General features: G+C 67.1%; 14 protein-coding genes. 13 read left to right on the top strand and 1 reads right to left on the bottom strand.

The window, feature by feature from the left end; translation table 11 throughout:
* Together Q0K23_RS11560 and Q0K23_RS11555 are read left to right on the top strand one after the other, a co-directional pair.
* Positions 1 to 675 (top strand): DUF4914 family protein (locus Q0K23_RS11560; protein ID WP_294522356.1); only part of this gene is annotated, 675 nt, incomplete at its 5' end.
* A gap of 295 nt (positions 676 to 970) precedes the next feature.
* Positions 971 to 1528: a TetR/AcrR family transcriptional regulator C-terminal domain-containing protein gene (locus Q0K23_RS11555; protein ID WP_294522353.1), complete on the top strand. Its 558-nt coding sequence runs from the start codon at positions 971 to 973 to the stop codon at positions 1526 to 1528.
* A 54-nt stretch (positions 1529 to 1582) separates the two neighbouring features.
* On the opposite strand, the gene Q0K23_RS11550 is transcribed toward Q0K23_RS11555, so the two are convergent.
* Positions 1583 to 2611, bottom strand: coding sequence for a hypothetical protein (locus tag Q0K23_RS11550; protein WP_294522351.1), 1029 nt, complete (start codon positions 2609 to 2611; stop codon positions 1583 to 1585).
* Between the two features lie 262 nt (positions 2612 to 2873).
* Between Q0K23_RS11550 and Q0K23_RS11545 the strand changes: the two genes are divergently transcribed.
* From Q0K23_RS11545 to dnaG, 11 genes are all read left to right on the top strand, one after another.
* Positions 2874 to 6230, top strand: coding sequence for a PD-(D/E)XK nuclease family protein (locus Q0K23_RS11545; protein WP_294522349.1), 3357 nt, complete (start codon positions 2874 to 2876; stop codon positions 6228 to 6230).
* 14 nt (positions 6231 to 6244) lie between these two features.
* The gene (addA, locus tag Q0K23_RS11540) at positions 6245 to 9874 is read left to right on the top strand and encodes a helicase-exonuclease AddAB subunit AddA (RefSeq protein ID WP_294522348.1); all 3630 of its coding nucleotides are present in this window, start codon (positions 6245 to 6247) and stop codon (positions 9872 to 9874) included.
* Between the two features lie 145 nt (positions 9875 to 10019).
* Positions 10020 to 10223 carry a 50S ribosomal protein L31 gene (rpmE, locus tag Q0K23_RS11535; protein WP_006572889.1) on the top strand — a complete coding sequence of 68 codons (204 nt, stop codon included), beginning with the start codon at positions 10020 to 10022 and terminating at the stop codon, positions 10221 to 10223.
* 129 nt (positions 10224 to 10352) lie between these two features.
* Positions 10353 to 10859, top strand: coding sequence for a flavin reductase family protein (locus Q0K23_RS11530; RefSeq protein WP_294522332.1), 507 nt, complete (start codon positions 10353 to 10355; stop codon positions 10857 to 10859).
* A 40-nt stretch (positions 10860 to 10899) separates the two neighbouring features.
* Positions 10900 to 12192 (top strand): GTPase HflX, encoded by a 1293-nt coding sequence (gene hflX / locus Q0K23_RS11525; RefSeq protein ID WP_294522330.1) that lies wholly within the window; start codon positions 10900 to 10902, stop codon positions 12190 to 12192.
* Between the two features lie 2 nt (positions 12193 to 12194).
* Positions 12195 to 12965: an AAA family ATPase gene (locus Q0K23_RS11520; protein ID WP_294522327.1), complete on the top strand. Its 771-nt coding sequence runs from the start codon at positions 12195 to 12197 to the stop codon at positions 12963 to 12965.
* Positions 12962 to 13534 (top strand): GNAT family N-acetyltransferase, encoded by a 573-nt coding sequence (locus Q0K23_RS11515; protein WP_294522325.1) that lies wholly within the window; start codon positions 12962 to 12964, stop codon positions 13532 to 13534. The genes Q0K23_RS11520 and Q0K23_RS11515 overlap by 4 nt, the downstream gene beginning before the upstream one ends.
* A 52-nt stretch (positions 13535 to 13586) precedes the next feature.
* Positions 13587 to 14141, top strand: coding sequence for a GNAT family N-acetyltransferase (locus Q0K23_RS11510; protein WP_294522322.1), 555 nt, complete (start codon positions 13587 to 13589; stop codon positions 14139 to 14141).
* A complete protein-coding gene (locus tag Q0K23_RS11505) occupies positions 14138 to 14770 on the top strand; it encodes a YigZ family protein (RefSeq protein ID WP_294522321.1) in 633 nt (210 codons plus the stop codon). The genes Q0K23_RS11510 and Q0K23_RS11505 overlap by 4 nt, the downstream gene beginning before the upstream one ends.
* Before the next feature lie 178 nt (positions 14771 to 14948).
* Positions 14949 to 15953, top strand: coding sequence for a deoxyguanosinetriphosphate triphosphohydrolase (locus Q0K23_RS11500; protein WP_294522317.1), 1005 nt, complete (start codon positions 14949 to 14951; stop codon positions 15951 to 15953).
* Between the two features lie 58 nt (positions 15954 to 16011).
* Positions 16012 to 16926, top strand: a 915-nt coding sequence (dnaG, locus tag Q0K23_RS11495) for a DNA primase (RefSeq protein WP_294522315.1), incomplete at its 3' end; no start/stop codon positions are given.

The following is a 16926-nucleotide window of genomic DNA, read 5'->3' as shown; positions in this document are numbered from 1 at the left end:
GTGGAGGTGGACGTGCGCTCCTTCGGCGTGCGCATGCCCCCCTGCACCGCCAAGAAGCCCACCTACGGCATCATGGGCCTGATGCACATCATCCCGCCCGCTCTGGCCTGGCTGTGGCGTCTGGTGGCGCCCCGGGGCTTCAACAACCCCAGCATCGCCTCCAGCGGCTCCGGTCTGGCCAGCGAGGGTGTGGGCTCCTACTGGCCCTTTGCCACCGGCCTGCGGGTGAGACAGGCCAACCTGCTGCTGGAGCAGATCCTGGCCTGCAGCGCCACCCGCTACGTCCTCATCCCCAACCAGCATATCGGTATCTATAAGGTGGGCTTTGCCGCCGAGTGGATCGCCCGCGAGTACCTGGCCCGCCGCGGCGGCGTGAACATGAAGATGGACCGCCTGCTGCCCGCCCGCTGCGCCCTTCTGGGTTACGACCTGAAGGAGATGAAGGTGGACGGCCAGCGCATCTCCAGCAAGTTCCTCCGCCCCGAGACCCAGGAGCTGCTGGGCGAGGAGGCCTACGACAAGGGCGCCGAGATCCTCTACAAGTTCTTCGAGAAGGAACTGGCCGTGTACGACGTGGAGGAGCTGCACCCGGTGGGCAAGCAGATTCTGGAGTGCTTCAAGAAGCGCGGCACCATCCAGGACTACTGCAAGATCATCCCCCTGGGCCTGGAATAAGGCGGACAGCACAAAAAATCCGGCGGAACAGCCGGCAATTTCTCCCCCTGCGTCCGGCGGGAGGGCAGATGGAAAAAGGGAGCCGTTTCGGCTCCCTTTTTTCCGTAATTGACCCAATATGCGGAGGTTTTTTACAATTTGTTGGAGCTTTGGTTTCTTTTAGACTTGATCCGCGTCGACAGCGCGGCGGGGCCGGATACCGGCCCCGCCTCTTGCTTTTTGCCAAGTGAAGTGATATAGTTTCTCTAAAATGCTTTGTCGGGGAACGTTGGAGCTCCATAGGGAGGGAGTACACATGCCGGATTCCAGCCTTACCAAGCGGGCCCTGGCCCAGACCATGAAGGACCTGATGGCCAGAGAGCCCTTTGCCAAAATCAGCGTGGGAGAGATCTGCGAGGCCTGCGGGATGAGCCGCAAGAGCTTTTACTACCACTTCCGCGACAAATACGACCTGGTCAACTGGATCTTTGACACGGAGTTCATCGAGGTCATCCAGAAGTGCGGCTTTGCCAGCGGCGCGGACATCCTGAACGGCATGTGCCGGTACTTCTACGAGGAGCAGGGCTTTTACCGCTCCGCGCTGGAGATCGAGGGACAGAATTCCTTCCGCGACCACTTTACCGAGGTCATCACCCCCCTGATGCACTCCATTGCCGGGGAACTGTTCTCCAACCGGGAGGACGAGGAGTTCTTCACCGTCTTTTTCAGCGACGCGGTCCTGGCCTCCATTGTCCGCTGGCTCACCAAGGGTACGCCCATGCCGGCGGAGGAGTATGTGGCCCGTCTGCGGAACCTGGTGCAGGGGCTCAGCCGGCTGGACCTGCGCCACGGCGGAACGCCGGAGGACAACTGAACACAAGATGAAAAACGCGGCCTGCGCCTCATGGGCGCAGGCCGCGCTGTTGTATCAGGGCCGCGGGAAATGGGTGCGGAGCAGGCTGTCCAGCGACAGGTCGGGAAGGGCGGCGGGCAGCAGCTGCTTTTTGCCGTCCGCGTATGTGGCCGCCTGCCCGTCGGGCAGCAGCTCCAGATAACGGGGGCTGTCGGAGATGACTCCGTCCACCATCAGCACATCCCGGTAGTAGTCCATCAGCAGCAGGGGATACCGCTGGGTGTTTCTGGCCTGCTCCACGTAGCCGTAGAACTGGGAGGACAGACGGGTGGGACAGGACTTCTCCGGCAGGAGAAAGGCCATGGAGCCGCCGTGGCCCAGCAGGGACTGGACCCACGCGCCGGAGAGCACCTCGGCGGCGCACGCCTCGCTGTTGCACCGGACGAAGTAGCCGAAAAAGCGGCGGGCGTCCCGGAGCAGGGCGGCGGCGGTCTGCCAGTCGGGGACACCGGCGTCCAGCAGGATCAGCAGGTTGGGGCAGGCGGAGAGCTCGTCCACCCAGGGCTCCACCAGCGCGGGGGAGAGAAAGACGAGAAAGGCGCACTCCGGCGCCCTGCGGGCCATCTCCAGCGCCAGGCTGATGGCTCCGTCAGAGCCGCCGCAGTGGAGAAAGTAGGCGTAGATGCCCAGGCTCCGCCCCTCGTCCAGCAGGCGGAGATAATCCCCCGGGGCGTCGGGGGCGTCCCCCTCCAGCCGAAGGGTAATGGACCAGGGGATGTCGAATCCCTCCCTGGCCTCTGCGGCACGGATCTGCTGGGCGCCGATGGTCCAGCTCTGCCACCCCATATTGATGCCAAAGGTCCGCAGAGAGGCGCGGTCGGTGTTCCGCACCGTGTCCTGCACCAGGTCGTAATAGGGGCTGCCGCCGTTCTCCAGCATCTGCTGGATCATGCCGATATAGCGTTTCTGAAAGGGACCCTTGGCGAACGTCTGGCCCATGTCCACCAGCTTGCGCAGGCTGCGCTGTGAGTCCTCCGCGATGTCCCGAATCGCGCGGTCCACAACAGTATCCAGAATGGTTCTGGTAATGGCTTCGCGCTTCAAATAGAGTGCCTCCCTTCGGGTGCGGCCTGAGCGGGGTCCACACGTCTGTATGTTGTTTCTATCATAATGCCCCGCACTCTGAGAGAGAAGTAACAAAAGCGGATGAGTGTCCAAATCCGATACAATCCGCGCCAGATGGGGGGCAGCGGCCGGAGACACAGGCGGGGCGGAAGGGGACAAGGTCTCTGTCTGCCACTGGCGGGCGGCGGCGGACGATGGTATAATCATTTCTGCAAGCGGATACGAGAGGAGAGAGGGACACATGCTGAATTTGCTGCTGGGCCGCTCGGGGAGCGGAAAGACCACGGCCGTGCTCCGGCGCATCGGGGAGAGCGGCGGCGCACGGCCCCAGGTGCTGGTGGTGCCGGAGCAGCACTCCCACGACATGGAGCGCCGCCTGTGCGCCATTGGAGGGAACCAGGTGTCCCGGTACGCCGAGGTGCTCTCCTTCACCCGCATGGCGGGCCGGGTCTTTGCGGTCACCGGCGGGCTGGCCGCCCCCACCCTGGACGCGGGGGGACGGCTGCTGCTGATGTACGCCGCCCTCCAGGCGGTGGCGGGGGAGCTGAAGGTGTATGGCCGCCCCTCCCGGAAGCCGGAGTTTCTCTCCGGCCTCATCGCCACGGTGGACGAGCTGAAGAGCTGCTGCGTCACGCCCAAACACCTGTGGACGGCGGGGGAGGAGGCCGACGGCCCCGAAGGGGACAAGCTGCTGGACCTGTCCCTCATCTACGGCGCCTACGAGGCCCTCACCGCCCGCCGGGCCGCCGACCCCCGGGACCGGGTGACCCGCCTGGCGGAGGCGCTGGAGCAGAGCGGCTGGGCCAGGGGGATGGACGTGTATCTGGACGCCTTCACCGACTTCACGCCCCAGGAAAATCTGGTCATCAAGGCCCTGCTGAAGCAGGCCAATTCGGTGACCGTGGCCCTGACCTGCGATGGGCTGGACGACGAGGGGGACAGCGCGGGCATCTTCGCGCCCGCCCGCCATACGGCCCGCAGCCTGCTGCGGCTGGCCCGGGAGAACGGCGTCCCCGCCCGGACGGAGGTGCAGGAGGACCGGGCCAAGGAGGGGACGGAGGAGCTGGCCTTTCTGGAGGCCCATCTCTTCGACCCGCCGGAGGCCCCCTGGGCCGACAGACCGGCCCATCTCTCCCTCTTCAAGGCAAACAGTCCCTATGCCGAGGTGGAGTACACCGCCGGGGAGATCCTCCGGCTGGTGCGGGAGGAGGGCTACCGCTTCCGGGATATCGCCGTCACCGCCCGCAGCATGGAGGGGTACGGGGAGCTCATCGAGACTATCTTTGCCCGGTACGGCGTGCCTGTGTTCCTGGCCAAAATGAGCGACATCCTCCAGAAGCCCATTCTGGCCCTTATCACCTCCGCTCTGGCCGCCGCCGCGGGGGATTACCAGTACGACGACCTGTTCCGCTACCTCAAGACCGGCCTCACCGGCCTGGCCGAGGAGGACCGGGACCTGCTGGAGAACTACGCCCTCAAGTGGGACCTGCGGGGGAGCCGCTGGACCCAGAAGGGGGACTGGACCATGCACCCCAAGGGGTACGGCCTGCCCCTCAGGCCGGAGGACGAGGCCCTGCTGGCGCGGCTCAATGCCGTCCGGCGGCAGGTCATCGCCCCCCTGGAGGAGCTGCGGAAGAACCCGGACCACACCGGCCTGGGCCACACCAAGGCCCTGTACGCCTTCCTGGAGCGCATCGGCCTGCCGGAGCGGCTGGAGGAGCGGACCGCCGCCCTCCAGGAGCGGGGGGAGCCCGCCCTGGCCCAGGAGTACAGCCAGCTGTGGGACATCCTGTGCAGCGCCCTGGAGCAGTGCGCCCAGATCGTGGGGGACACCCCCATGGAGGCCGACGAGTTCGCCCGGCTCTTCTCCCTGGTGCTCTCCCAGTACGACGTGGGCGCCATCCCCGTGTCCCTGGACCGGGTCACCGCCGGAGAGATGCCCCGCCTGGCCCACAAGCACTGCAAAGCGGTGTTCCTCCTGGGGGCGGACGACGGGGCCATCCCCCAGGCCGCCCCGTCCCCCGGCCTGCTCAACGACGACGACCGCTCCCTCCTGGCCTCCTACGGCCTGGAGCTGGCCCCCACCCTCGCCGAGAAGCTGAATCGTGAGCTGACCATCGTCTACGAGACCTGCGCCCTGGCGGGGGAGCGGCTGTCTGTGAGCTGGGCGGCCATGGGGGGCGGCGGGGAGGAGCAGCGGCCCGCCTTCCTGATCCCCCGGCTGCGGGGGCTGTTCCCGGCCCTGCGCCCGGTCACCGAGGCGGAGCTGGAGGGGGCCTTCCGGCTGTCCGCCCCGCGGCCCGCCCTGGAGCTGGCGGGGCGGTACCCCGAGGCGGCACAGGCCCTGCGGGCCATGCCGGAGTACGAGCCGCTGGTGGAGCGGATGGAACAGGCCGCCGGACGCACCCGGGGCAGCTTGTCCCGGGCCGCCGTGGACGCCCTCTACGGCAGCCGGGTGCCCATGTCCGCCTCCCGGATGGACAAATTCAAGTCCTGCCACTTCTCCTACTTCATGCAGTACGGCCTGAAGGCGGAGCCCCGGAAGAAGGCGGGGTTCCAGGCCCCGGAGTACGGCACCTTTGTCCACTACGTGCTGGAGCATGTGTTCCAGAGCGAGGAATGGCGGGACGAGGAGGGGGGCGTGGACGGCGACAAGCTGGACGCCCTCACCGACGAGATCGTGGAGCGCTATATCAGGGAGGAGCTGGGCGGCCTGGCCGAGGAGACGCCCCGGTTCCGCTACCTGTTCCAGCGGCTGCTCAAGCCGGTGCGGGCGGTGGTGCGCAACGTGGCCGAGGAGCTGTCCGCCTCCGACTTCAAGCCCATCGCCTTTGAGCTGGGCTTCGGCTCTGGGAAGGACCTGCCCCCGGTGGAGCTGGAGGTGGACGGCGTGACCATCAGCATCTCCGGCTTTGTGGACCGGGTGGACGGCTGGGTGAAGGACGGCCGCCTGAACCTGCGGGTGGTGGACTACAAGACCGGCCGCAAGTCCTTTGACCTGACCGACGTGTGGAACGGCATGGGCCTTCAGATGCTGCTCTACCTCTTCACCCTCCAGAAGGAGGGCAAGGACCTGTTCGGCGGACATGAGATAGACCCGGCGGGAGTGCTCTACTTGCCCGCCCGGGACGCGGTCATCGCCGGCAGCCGCACCATGACCGAGACGGCCCGCCGCCAGGCGGTGGACAAGGAGCTGCGCCGCCGGGGCCTGGTGCTGGACGACCCGGAGGTGCTGGAGGCCATGGAGCACCCCGGCCCGGAGGGCATCCGCTTCCTGCCGGTGAAGGTGTCCGCCCGCACGGGGGCCATCACCGGGGACGCCCTGGTGTCCGCCGAGCGGCTGGGCCGTCTGGAGCGGCACATCCAGCGGGTGCTCCGGGACATCGGCGGAGAGATTGCCACCGGAAACATCGCCGCCGACCCCTTCTGGAAGGGGCCGGAGAAAAACGCCTGCCAATACTGCGACTACGCCGTGGCCTGCCACTTTGAGGAGGGCAGGGGCTCCGACCGCCGCCGCTGGCTGCCCACGGTGAGCGCCGGGGCGTTCTGGGCCCGGGTGGAGGAGCAGGAGGGCGGCGGACAGACGGACAACACGTAAGAGGGGGAATTGTTATGGCCTTTCAGCTGACAGAGCAGCAGGCCGCCGTGGTGAACAACCGGGGCGGGGCCCTGCTGGTGTCCGCCGCCGCCGGCTCGGGCAAGACAAGAGTGCTGGTGGAGCGGCTGCTGGGCCGGGTGGAGCACGAGGGCCTGGACATCGACCGCTTCCTGGTCATCACCTACACCAAGGCCGCCGCCGCCGAACTGCGCTCCCGCATTGTGGAGGAGCTGTCCCAGCGGCTCTCCCGCAATCCCACCGACCGCCACCTCCGCCGCCAGCAGGCCCTGGTCTACAAGGCTCAAATCTCCACAGTCCACGCCTTCTGCGCCCAGCTCCTCCGGGAGTGCGGCCACATGCTGGACGTGAACCCGGATTTCCGCCTGTGCGACGAGGGGGAGGCGGGGGTGCTCATGCTGCGGGCCCTGGACGAGGTGATGGACCGGCGGTATGAGGACATCACCCCGGACAGCGACTTCGCCAGACTGGTGGACACCATGTCCGCCGGGCGGGACGACAGCCGCCTGATGCAGATTGTGCTGGACATCCGAGGGCGGGTCCAGAGCCACCCGGACCCGGCGGCCTGGCTGGACCAGCAGGGGGCGGCCTTCTCTCTGGAGGGCGTGACCGACGCGGGGGAGACCCCCTGGGGCAAACTGCTGCTGGAGGACGCCGCCGCTCAGGCCAGGTACTGGCTGAGCCGCATGGCCGCCGCCCTGGAGGACTGCGCCTGCGACCCCAACCTGGACGCCAACTACGCCCCCACCATCTCGGCCACCATGGCCGGGCTCCAGGCCTTCCTGGACGGGGCGGCCCAGGGCTGGGACGCCGCTGCCGCCGCCCTGCCCATCCCCTTTCCCCCGGCGGGGCGGAAGAAGATGACCGAGTGCCCTGAGGCGGCGGAGCGGGTCAAGTCGGTGCGCAGCCGGTGCAAGAAGCGGCTGGAAAAGCTGGCCGAGGGCTTCTCCGACGACAGCGCCGGGCTGCTCTCCGACATGGCGGCGGTGTACCCCGCCGTCCGGGGGCTGTTTGCCCTGGTGAAGGACTTCGAGGCGGCCTATGCCGCCGAGAAGGAGCGCCGGGGCGTGCTGGACTTCTCCGACCTGGAGCACATGGCGGTGCGCCTGCTGGTGGGGGAGGACGGCGGCCCCACGCCCCTGGCAAAGCAGTGGTCGGCCCGGTACGACGAGATCATGGTGGACGAGTATCAGGACACCAACGCCGTCCAGAATGCCATCTTCTCCGCCATCTCCCAGGACGGGAAAAATCTGTTCATGGTGGGGGACGTGAAGCAGTCCATCTACCGCTTCCGCCTGGCCGACCCCACCATTTTCCTGGAGAAGTACCGCACCTTCACGCCCTATGAGACAGCGGAAGAGGGAGAGCCGAGACGGATCATCCTGTCCAAGAACTTCCGCTCCCGGACCCAGGTGCTGGAGGGGGCCAACTTCATCTTCCGGGGCATCATGTCCCGCGCCTTCGGCGAGATGGACTACACCGCCGACGAGGCGCTCTACCCCGGCGCATCCTACCCAGATGGTGCGGACTACGCCGTGGAGCTGGACGCCCTGGACCTGGCCTCCGGCGGTGGGGATGACGAGGATGAGAGCGGCGAGAAGACCCCCCGTGACCTGCTGGAGGCCCGGTTCCTGGCAAAACGCATCAAGGAGCTGAAGGACGGCGGCTTCCCCGTGTCCGACGGCGAGGGGGGCACCCGTCCCGCCGGGTACGGCGACATGGTCATCCTGGTCCGCTCCCCCAACTCGGTGCTCCACCACTACGCCCGCGCCCTGGGGGAGCGGGACATCCCCTGGGAGGCCGACGCGGGCGGCGACTACTTCGAGACCACCGAGGTGTCGGTGGCCCTGTCTCTGCTCCAGATCGTGGACAACCCCCGGCAGGACGTGCCCCTGATCTCGGTCCTCCGGTCCCCGGTGTACGGCTTCACGGCGGACCGGCTGGCGGTGCTGCGCTCCGCCTCGCCGGACACGGACTTCTACGCCGCCCTGGTGAAGGGGGCGGAGGAGGGCGGGGCGGACTGCGCCGCCTTCCTGGCCGAGCTGGAGGACCTGCGCTTCCGCTCCGGGGACCGGAACAGCCACCAGCTGCTGTGGCAGATCTACGACCGCACCAACCTGCTGGGCATCTTCGGCGCCATGGACGAGGGGGAGAAGCGGCAGGGGAACCTGCTGGCCCTGTGCGAGCTGGCCCGGCAGTTCGAGGCCGCCGGGCACAAGGGCCTGTTCGGCTTTCTCACCTACCTGACCCGCCTGCGGGACAACGGCAACAAGCTGGCCGCGCCCCAGGCGGCCCGGGAGGGGGGCGGCGTGCGCATCCTGTCCATCCACAAGTCCAAGGGCCTGGAGTTCCCCATCGTGCTGCTGGCCGGACTCACCCGGCGGCTCAACCGGGACGACATGCAGCGGCCCATCCTGTTCCACCCCCAGCTGGGCGTGGGCCCCAAGCGGCTGGACACGGAGCGGATGATCGAGTACCCCACCCTGGCCCGGCGTGCGGTGGCCCGCCAGCTGGAGTATGAGATGATGGCCGAGGAGCTGCGGCTGCTCTACGTGGCCATGACCCGGGCAAAGGAGAAGCTGATCCTCTCCTGCGCCCTCACCCGGGGTGCGGCCGACCTGAGAAAGCTGGCCGAGGACGCCGAGTACCCCGTTGACCCCCAGGTGCTCTCCGGCTGCCAGTCGGTGGGCCAGTGGGTGCTGCTGCCGGTGCTCACCCGGCCGGACGCGGTGGCCATCCGGCGGGCGGCGGACTACCCGCTGCCCATTGCGGCGGCGGACCTGGGGCCGGACTGGGATATCCGCTGGGTGGACGGCAGCGATCTGCTCCAGCCCCCCGAGCGGAAGGCAGCCGTTTTGCCCGGGAGGGGGGAGGAGAAGCCCGGGCGGGATTTGACCGGCGTGCTCACCTGGCAGTACCCCCACGCCGGGGACGTGGAGATCCCCTCCAAGCTGACCGCCACCCAGCTCAAGGGCCGGGAGCTGGACCGGGAGGCCGCCCAGGAGGCGGGGCAGAGGATTGCGCTGCCTCAGGGTGAGCCGGAGGAGTCCGCCGCCCCCGCGGGCAAGCGGGCCGCCCTGCGCCGCCCCCGGTTTGCCGAGGAGGAGTTCGGCCTCACTCCGGCCCAGAAGGGCACCGCCCTCCACCTGGTCATGCAGTACATCGACTTCGAGCGGGCGGGCACGCAGGCGCAGGTGAAGGAGGAGATCGCCCGCCTGGTGGCGGGGGCCTACATCACCCCCGAGCAGGGGGAGGCGGTGGACCCGGCCAAAATCGCGGCCTTCTTCCAGTCCCCGCTGGGCCGGGAGCTGATGGAGTCGGTGTCCCTGCGGCGGGAGTTCAAGTTCTCCATCCTGGTGCCCGCCGCCGACTACTGCCCCGGCGCCGGGGAGGGGGAGCAGGTGCTGCTCCAGGGCGTGGTGGACTGCTGCTTTGAGACCCTGGAGGGCATCACGGTGGTGGACTTCAAGACCGACCGGGTGACCCGCCGCACTGTCCGGGCGCGGGCGGAGGAGTACCGCCCTCAGCTGGCGGCGTACAGCCGCGCCCTGGAGGAGATGACCGGCAGGCCGGTGGTCCGCCGGGCTCTGTGGTTCTTCGCCCTGGACCAGGCGGTGGAGGTCTGACCGGGCGGCTCCGCCCCGCGAAAAAAGAAATGATAAATTTGAAAAAAATAGTTGCATTTTCTGAAGAAGAGTGCTATGATATCAAATGCGTTGTGAGGACGTGTGTCCTTGCGCCTATCCTCCGAAGAGAAAGAGGTGAACCAGCATGAAGGAAGGCATCCATCCCAACTATCAGCAGACTACCATTAAGTGCGCCTGCGGCAACGTGATTGAGACCGGCTCCACGAAGCAGGACATCCGCGTCGAAGTCTGCTCCAAGTGCCACCCCTTTTTCACCGGCAAGCAGAAGATGGTGGATACTGGCGGACGTGTCAGCCGCTTCAACAAGAAGTTCGGCCTGGACAAGTAAGCTGGATTTGGTCAAAGAGCCCGTACCGGTACCGGTACGGGCTTTTTTGTATTCCGGGCCGGGAGCGGCAGAGAGCGGGACAGTCCCGCATAGAATAGAGAGAGTACCATGATAACAGGAGGGAACCACATGTTTAAGAAGATCGATCCCAAGACTCTGGACAAGAACGTGTTCTCCATGGTGAACGACCAGTGGATGCTCATCACCGCCGGTACGCCGGAGCACTGCAACACCATGACCGCCAGCTGGGGCGGCCTGGGGGTTCTCTGGAACAAGTGCGTGGCCACCTGCTATATCCGGCCCCAGCGGTACACCAAGGAGTTTGTGGACCGGGAGGAGTACTTCACCCTGGCCTTCTTCGGGGAGGAGTACCGCAAGGCCCTGTCCCTGTGCGGCAGCAAGAGCGGCCGGGAGGTGGACAAGGTGGCCGAGTGCGGCTTCACCGTGGCCGCCGGCGCGGGCAACGCCCCCTACTTTGAGCAGGCGGAGCTGGTGCTGGTGTGCCGGAAGGTGTTCCGCCAGGCCATGGACGAGAGCTGCTTCCTGGACAAGAGCCTGATCGGGAAGAACTACCCCAACGGCGATTTCCACGTCACCTATGTGGGCGAGATCGTGGAGTGCCTGGTGCGGGAATAACAAGAAAACGCCGGAGTGATATTCCGGCGGCGGAGGTTCTATGACGGAACATACCACAGAGGAAAAGCGGAACCGGGCGGTGCTGGTGGGCCTCAACGCCTCCTGCCTGAGCCGGACGGAGAATACCGACGAGAAGTCCATGGAGGAGCTTGCCGCCCTGCTGGAGACGGCGGGGGGCGAGTGCGTGGGCGAGGTGCTCCAGAACAAGGACGCCCCCGACCCCCGCACCTTCATCGGCGAGGGCAAGGTCCGTGAGGTCAAGGAGCTGGTGGAGTGCATGGGGGCGGACATGGTGGTCTTTGACAACGCCCTGTCCCCCTCCCAGCAGCGGGCCCTGTCCGACGACCTGGGCGTGTCGGTGCTGGACCGGTCGGCCCTGATCCTGGACATCTTCGCCCAGCGGGCCCGGACCAAGGAGGGCCGCCTCCAGGTGGAGCTGGCCCAGTACAAGTACCTGCTGCCCCGGCTGCTGGGCATGTGGACCCATCTGGAGCGGCAGGAGGGCGCCATCGGCACCCGCGGCCCCGGCGAGACTCAGCTGGAGACCGACCGGCGGCACATCCGCAAGAAGATCGCCAAGCTGGAGGAGGACCTGGAGCAGGTGCGCCGGGTGCGGGCCACCCAGCGGGAGCGGCGGATCAAGAACGAGGTGCCGGTGGTGGCCATCGTGGGCTACACCAACGCGGGCAAGTCCACCCTGCTCAACAAGCTGACCGGGGCGGATATCCCGGCCAACAACCGCCTGTTCGACACCCTGGACACCACCACCCGCACCCTGGAGATTTCCGACACCTGCACCGTCCTCATCTCGGACACGGTGGGCTTTATCTCCAAGCTGCCCCACCATCTGGTGGAGGCCTTCAAGGCCACCCTGGAGGAGCTGAGTTACGCCGACCTGCTGCTCCACGTCATCGACGCGTCCAACCCGGAGTGGCGGGAGCAGGCGGCGGTGGTGGAAAAGCTGATCGTGGAGCTGGGCGCCGCCCAGACGCCCCGCATCGACGTGTTCAACAAGTCCGACCTGTACGTGGGGGACATCGTGCCCCACGGGGAGGACATCGTATCCATCTCCGCCAAGACCGGCGCGGGGCTGGATGAACTGCTCAAGAAGATCGGCGACCGGCTGGACGCCGGGGCCCACCGGGTGGTGCTGCGCATCCCCTACGATCAGGGGGGCGTGGTGGACATGCTCCACCGGGAGGCCAAGGTGGAGCGGGTGGACTACGGCGAGGCCATCGAGGTGGAGGCGGTGTGCACCCCCATCCAGCTGGGCCGGCTGAAGGACTTCATCGTCTCCGGATGGACGCCGCCCAAGGAGTTCTGGGAGGACTGAATATGGAAGGGGGAAAGGGCGCGCTGTACCTGCGGGGCGTGGAGAAGCGGCCTGTGGAGCGGGAAGCGGAGGACTACGCCTTCCGCATCCCGGCCATCGCCCGGCTGAAGCGGCTGGAGTTCCGCAGCAGCGTCACCTTCTTCGTGGGGGAGAACGGCAGCGGCAAGTCCACCCTGCTGGAGGCCATCGCCGTGGCCTGGGGCTTCAACCCGGAGGGGGGCTCCCGCAATTTCCGCTTTGCCAGCCGGGACACCCACTCCGGCCTGTATAAGGCCCTTCGGCTGGTCCGCAGCCCGGAGATCCCTGAGGACGGGTACTTTCTCCGGGCGGAGAGCCTGTACAACATGGCCAGCTACGTGGACGAGATGGAGGACGACCCCCTGACGCCGGGCTATCTCCAGTACGTGGGCGGGCGCTCCCTCCACGGCCAGTCCCACGGGGAGAGCCTGCTGGCTCTGGCCAAAAACCGCTTCTGGGGCAGGGGGCTCTACCTGCTGGACGAGCCGGAATCCGCTCTGTCCCCCATGCGCCAGCTCTCCTTTCTGGCGCTGATGCACGACCTGGTGTCCCGGGGCGGGCAGCTGCTCATCGCCACCCATTCCCCCATCCTGATGGCCTATCCCCAGGCGGACATCCTGCGGTTTGACGGCCCGGACGGGGTGGAGCGGGTGGACTACCGGGACACCGAGCACTACCGGATCACCAGAGAATTTCTCAGCGCGCCGGAGCGGATGCTCTCCGTCCTCCTGGCGCCGGAAGAGGAGGAGCCATGAGCCAGATCGAGACTGAACGGCTGATCCTGCGGCCCTGGGAGGACGGCGACGCGCCGGTGCTCTACCGGTGGGCGTCCGACCCGGAGCTGGGGCCCCGGGCGGGGTGGCCGCCCCACACCAGCCAGGCCAACAGCCTGGAGATTATCCACGGCGCCCTGGGCCTGCCCGAGACCTACGCCATGGTCCTGAAGGAGACGGGGGAGCCGGTGGGCAGCATCGGGCTCTACCCCCAGGACGTGCCCTGTCCGGACCTGCCGGTGCCCGAGGGCATGGCCCAGATGGAGCTGGGGTACTGGGTGGCCCGGCCTTACTGGGGCCGGGGGCTGGCCCCCGAGGCGGCCGCCGCCCTGCTGGACCGGGGGTTTAGAGCGCTGAACTGCGCCGTGATCCAGTGCTGTCATTTTGACTTCAACCGGCAGTCCAGGCGGGTCATCGAAAAGCTGGGCTTCACCTACTTCGCCACCGAGGACGCCGCCGACGGGGCGGGGAACCCCTGCACCACCCTCCGCTACGCCCTGGGCAGGGAGCGCTGGGAGCAGAGACGGCTGGGGCAGGGGGAACAGCCGTGACGGAGCGCCGCCGGACCACCGGAGAATTTTTACGCGCGCCGGAGGAGGAGCCATGAGACAGCTTGAGACAGAGCGGCTGATCCTGCGGCCCTTTGAAGAGCGGGACGCAGAACAGCTTTTTTCCTACGCCCGGGACCCCAGGGTGGGCCCCGCCGCGGGCTGGAAGCCCCACAGGGATGTGGAGGAGAGCCGGGAGACCATCCGCACCGTGCTTTCGGAGCCGGGGACCTTTGCCGTGGTGCACCGGCAGGACGGCCGGGTCATCGGCTCGGCCGGGTTCACCGGCCGGCACCGGAAGGAGGCCGGGGGACCGGACGACGAGATCGGCTACTCCCTGGACCCGGCCTACTGGGGGCGCGGCCTCATCCCCGAGGCGGTGGAGGAACTGCTGCGCTATGGGTTTGAGGACCTGGGGCTCCACACCATCTGGTGCGACCACTATGACGGCAATCAGAGGTCCAAGCGGGTGATCCGGAAGTGCGGCTTTTCCTTCCGCTTTCTCCGGATGCAGCAGCTGGAGGCCTTTGATTATGAGTCCCGCCTGGTGCTGTGCTACGCCATGACCCGCAGGGACTGGGAGAAGCGAAAAAGTGAGGGACGGCCATGACGGAATACTATATCCCGACTGCCTCCGCTGAGGCGGAGCTGGTGGAAAAGCGGTCCCGGTTTATCGGCCAGGTAAAGCCGGTGGAGACCGAGGAAGAGGCCCGGGCCTTTGTGGAGCAGGTGAAGAAGAAGCACTACGACGCCCGGCACAACTGCTGGTGCTACCGTCTGCGGGACGGGGGCGTGGAGCGGTACTCCGACGACGGGGAGCCCCAGGGCACGGCGGGGCAGCCCATGCTCAACGTGTTCCAGCGGGAGGAGGTCACCAACGTGGTGTGCGTGGTGACCCGGTACTTCGGCGGCGTGCTGCTGGGGGCCGGGGGCCTGGTGCGGGCCTACACCCAGAGCGCCAAGGACGCTCTGGACGCGGCTGGCATCTCCGTGGTGCGCCGCTGGGTGGAGGCGGCGGTGCCCTGCCCCTACTCCTTCTTCGACCGGGTGAAGCTGGAGGTGGAGGGCCACGGGGGCGTGCTGGGGGAGACCGAGTACGCTGCCGACGTGACCGTCCACGCCCTGCTCCCCGAGGGACAGGTGGAGGCCTTCTCCGCCCGGATGACCGAGCTCACCGCCGGCGGCACGGCGGTGCAGATCCTGGGCGAGGCCTTCAAGGCGGTGCCCATGGCCCGGTAACAGGACATAACGGGGGCTTGCTCCGCCGGATTCCGGCAGGACAGGCCCTGATTTCTGCCCGGCAAAAAGAGCCTGGGGCGGAAGAAAAATTTTTTTGTTTTTTTGAAGGGTTTTTGAAAGGAACGGCGTATACAGTATACAGGCAGATTTTCCGGACGGGATCAAGGGGGCGGCGGCTATGACGGTAAGAGAGCAGACCGAGGCCATGGAGCGGCAGATCCTCTCACCCCGCGCCTGTCTGGCGGCGGAGTCCAGGGGGCGTGCCCGGCCCATTGCGGAGTGCCCGGTGCGCACCTGCTTCCAGCGGGACATGGACCGGATCGTCCACTCCAAGGCATTCCGGCGGCTGATGCACAAGACCCAGGTGTTTCTCCAGCCCGAGGGGGACCACTACCGCACCCGCATGACCCACACCATCGAGGTCTCCCGCATCGCCCGGACCATCGCCCGGGGCCTGCGGCTCAACGAGGACCTGACCGAGGCGGCCGCCTTCGGCCACGACCTGGGCCACACCCCCTTCGGCCACGCCGGGGAGCGGGCCCTGGACGAGCTGATGCCCGGCGGCTTCCGGCACAACGTCCAGTCCCTCCGGGTGGTGGACGTGCTGGAGAAGGACGGCGAGGGGCTCAACCTGACCTGGGAGGTGCGGCGGGCCATCCTGTGCCACACCGGCCCCGACCGGGCCGAGACCCTGGAGGGCCGGATCATCCGCCTGGCCGACAAGATCGCCTACATCAATCACGACATTGACGACGCCATGCGGGGACAGATCATCTTTCCCACGGACATCCCCATTGCCATCTCCCAGGTGCTGGGCTTCACCCACTCCGAGCGCATCAACACCCTGACCACCGACGTGATCGCCCAGAGCGCGGGAAAGGACGACATCGTCCAGTCTCCCGCCTGCCGGGAGGCCATGGCGGAGCTGCGGGCCTTCATGTTCGACTCGGTGTACACCAACCCCCGGGCCAAGGGGGAGGAGACCAAGGCCCAGGACATGCTCTGGCGGCTGTTTGAGCACTACGTCCGGGAGCCGGACGAGCTGCCGGCGGAGTACCAGGACATCCGGGTGAAGGAGGGCGTGGAGCGGGCTGCCTGCGATTATATTTCGGGCATGACCGACAAGTACGCGGTGGAGAAGTTCGGAGAGCTGTTCATCCCGGCGGCCTGGAGCGTGAAATAGGGCAGATTCCGTATGGCCGCGTAAAACTCTGGCAATCATAGGGGAAAGGAGGGCTACCGTGCCGATTCCGGAACAATTTATTGACGAGTTGGTGGCCCGGAGCGAGATCTCCGACGTGGTGTCCTCCTATGTGACGCTGAACAAAAAGGGGAGCAATCTGTGGGGGCTGTGCCCCTTCCACAACGAGAAGACCCCTTCCTTTTCCGTCAATCAGGACAAGCAGATCTACCACTGCTTCGGCTGCGGCAAGGGGGGCGGGGTCATCTCCTTTATCATGGAGATCGAGAACCTGTCCTTTCCCGACGCGGTGCGGTTCCTGGCCAAGCGGGCGGGGATGGAGGTGCCCGAGACGGGCAGCGACGACGCCGGGCGGAAAAAGCGGGCCCGGGTCCTGGCGGCCAACAAGGACGCCGCCCGGTTCTACCACGACTATCTGAAGGGCCCCGGCGGCCAGCGGGTGCGGGAGTACATCGCCCAGCGGCAGATCTCCCCCCGGACCGCCACCCGCTTTGGTCTGGGCGCCGCCCCCGACCAGTGGGACGCCCTCACCAAGGCCCTCACCGCCAAGGGGTACAGCAAGATGGAGCTCATCGACGCGGGCCTGGCGGTGGCGGGCAAGAACGGCGGCATTTACGACAAGTTCCGCGCCCGGCTCATGCTCCCCGTCATCGACGTGCGGGGGGACGTGGCCGGGTTTACCAGCCGCATTTTGCCGGGGGAGGAGGGGGCCAAGTACCTCAACACCCCGGAGACCGTGGCGTTCAAGAAGGGGCGGCTCATCTACGCCCTCAACTTTGCCAAGAACACCAAGCGGCCCAATCTGATCCTGGTGGAGGGCAACATCGACGTCATCACCCTCCATCAGGCCGGGTTCGACAACGTGGTGGCCACTATGGGCACCGCCCTCACCGAGGAGCACGCCCGCATCCTGGCCCGGTACACCAAGGAGCTGGTGCTCTGCTACGACAACGAC

This window comes from uncultured Pseudoflavonifractor sp. (genome assembly GCF_944387275.1).
In the GTDB taxonomy this organism is placed as follows: domain Bacteria; phylum Bacillota; class Clostridia; order Oscillospirales; family Oscillospiraceae; genus Pseudoflavonifractor; species Pseudoflavonifractor intestinihominis.
This window is presented reverse-complemented; position numbering and strand designations above follow the sequence as displayed.